Origin of the sequence: Streptomyces sp. NPDC049970, assembly GCF_040660235.1 — a bacterium.
In the GTDB taxonomy this organism is placed as follows: domain Bacteria; phylum Actinomycetota; class Actinomycetes; order Streptomycetales; family Streptomycetaceae; genus Streptomyces.
The window spans coordinates 1-2,510 of the sequence record NZ_JBFALP010000048.1 but is presented as its reverse complement, the minus strand read 5'-3'; the positions used below and the strand labels follow the sequence as shown (position 1 = coordinate 2,510).

Genomic DNA, 2,510 nt, shown 5'->3' with positions numbered 1-2,510 from the left:
ACGCGCTGGAAGACGGACGGCCGAAGCCGCCCTTCGCGGTTGCTGAGGCCGCGAAGCTGCCTCCCGCCTGGGCGCCGCAGGGTACCCCCGGACCGCTGGGCCCAGGCGGGAAAACAAAGATGGGCCACCGGTCAACGCCCTCCCCGGCTGCGACTCCAGGGGGCGGACCGATGGCCCAAGACTGTGCGCGTGGCCTGGCGTCGCAGGCGGCCACGGGAGAGCGCGGTGAAGCGCCTCTACCCACTGTCCGGTGAGGATGTCCCCTGGCGGGGAGGTGCTCGCACTTCTATGCCGGCGATGAGCCTCAGAAGGGCGGGGAAGTCATCTCAGACGCTGTCAGGCCCCCGCCGGACCAACTGCCCAGCCCTACCCTGCCAGCGCGGGAGACGGGCGTCTGGGGCCCTTCCTGGGCGTCCTAGGCCGGATCGTTCCCCGCAGGTTCCTCAGCCAGGTCGGCGCGACAGCGGACGGGGCCAGGAGGGCGGAAGCGGCCGGAGCGCGGTTGCCCCGGGCTGGTTACGAAACGCGAGGGACCACGACGTTAGGGGGTTAAGCCGAAGAACGACGAGCTGGTGAACAAAGGGGTAGTAGTAGTAGTTGCTCGAGTTCCGTAACAAACACTACTACTACTTGTGCATCTTGCCTGGTCAGAGGGGGTGCGACCTCTCCGCCGTCACAGCAAAGGGGCCAGCCCCCATCGGCCGGCCCCTCGCTCCTTCGCTGTCGGTGCAGCCCCTCGCTCCGCCGCTACGCCCAGGTGACCTTCACCCGATCCTCCGTGTTGGCCCTGGCCCCCCGACCAACGGACGGCATGATGTCGACGCGGTCGACGAACAGAGCGATGAACGCCCGGCGCTCGTCCAGGGTCCACAGCGCCCAGGTGCTGTCGGGGCCCAGCGGGTCCCCATCGGTGACGGCCCAGTCTGACGGGATGGCGACGACGTCCTGGCCCGCGGCCTCCAGCGCGGCCACACGCGCCGCTGTGCGCTCCTCATGCGCGGTCAGGCGGGTGACTGCCTCCCGGAAGGCTTCGCGGCCCGTAGGACCGTCGTACAACCCTTCCTGGCGGTCCTCGTACAGCGTCTTCAGGGCGGCCCGGACGTGCTCCAGCTCAGCCCTGGCGGCGGCCAGCTCGGCTTCCCGCTCCCCGCTGTCCTGCTGGGCAGCGAAGCGACGGGCGGCCTCCGACAGGATCTCCAAGTCGTCCGGGTCCGCGGGGTCCAGTGCTTCCAGCCGAGACCAGACGTCCCGCGCGACGACGTCGTCGGTCTTCGCCATGTCGATGGCCAGGCCGCCATGGCCGGGAACCAGGCCCGCGGAGGCACGGTTGCAGCGGTAGAGCCGCCTACCATTGCGCCGGTCCGCGACCATCACGCTGCCGCAGACGCCACAAAACAGAAGGCCCATGCCGCCGAGCAGAGTCGGCACAGCGCGAGCGGTCCGCTTCTGAGTCGGCGTCCGCCCGTCTAGGACCGCCTGGAGGCGCCAGAAGACCTCCGGGTCGATGATGCCCTGGTGCGCGGCCAGGGGCGCTCCCGTGTCATCGCGAAGGATGGTTCGCTTACCGGCGGAGCCAGGCGCGTCAGCCGTCTTGTCCCGCCGGCCGGTCCACTCGATCGCGAAGCCAGCCAGGCGAGGGTCGCGGAGGATGCGGAGGACGGTCGTCGACGTCCAGGCCGGAGCCTTCGAGGGTGCGGACAGGGCACGCTTCCGGCGCGCGGCCAGCTTCTCCGCGGAGGCCGCCTTCGTGGCTACCTCGTCGGCGTTCAGGCGGCGCGCGATGCTCGCGGCTGACTCGCCAGCCAGGGCAGCGTCGACCATCCGCCGGACGTGGCCGGCTTCGACCGGGTCGGGAACCAGGCGCATGACGGACAGCTTCCCCCGCTGGACGCGCTCCGACTGGAAGCCGTACGGAGCAGGGCCCGACGTGTGACCGCCTGCCTTGCGGATGCCTTCCTTCGTCGCGGTGACGTACGCCGACTTCATGTCGGACTCTTGCTTCGCCAGGGCAGCGATCAGGCCGAAGATGGCGACGCCGATCGGGGACGACGTGTCCAGGAACGGTTCGGAGACGGAGACCAGAAGGACGCCGTGCCGGCGCAGCTCCTCTTCGATCCGCATGGCTTCCATCGCGCCCTGACGGGTGAGCCGGGACAGCGCGAAGACGACGACCGCGTCGACCTGGCCCGCGCGCACGGCGGCCATCATCTCGTCGAATCCAGGGCGCTGGACCTTCGGATCCCAGCCGGACCGGCCGACGTCGGGAAAGACGCCCGCCAGGTCCCATCCTTTCGCGGCGATCAGGGCGGCGCACTTCTCCCGCTGGGCCTCCGGCGAGGCGGCGCTGTCGTCTTCCCGGCGCTTCGACTGGCGGACATAGATCACGGCTCGGACGCGGTCGGCGTTACCGCTGGTCTTCATGAGTGGTGTCATGTGGGTCATGACACAGCATCGTTGATCTTCACTACGCTCATGACCCCATCCTGCCCCCGAGCCCTCGGGGACCGACC

General features: G+C 69.8%; 1 protein-coding gene. It reads right to left on the bottom strand.

Annotation, left to right across the window (positions count from 1 at the left end; all coding sequences use genetic code 11):
• Window positions 1-747: 747 nt before the first annotated feature.
• Window positions 748-2,442, bottom strand: a complete 1,695-nt coding sequence (locus AB0I83_RS31335) for a recombinase family protein (RefSeq protein ID WP_363307039.1) — start codon at window positions 2,440-2,442, stop codon at window positions 748-750.
• Between the last annotated feature and the right edge of the window lie 68 nt (window positions 2,443-2,510).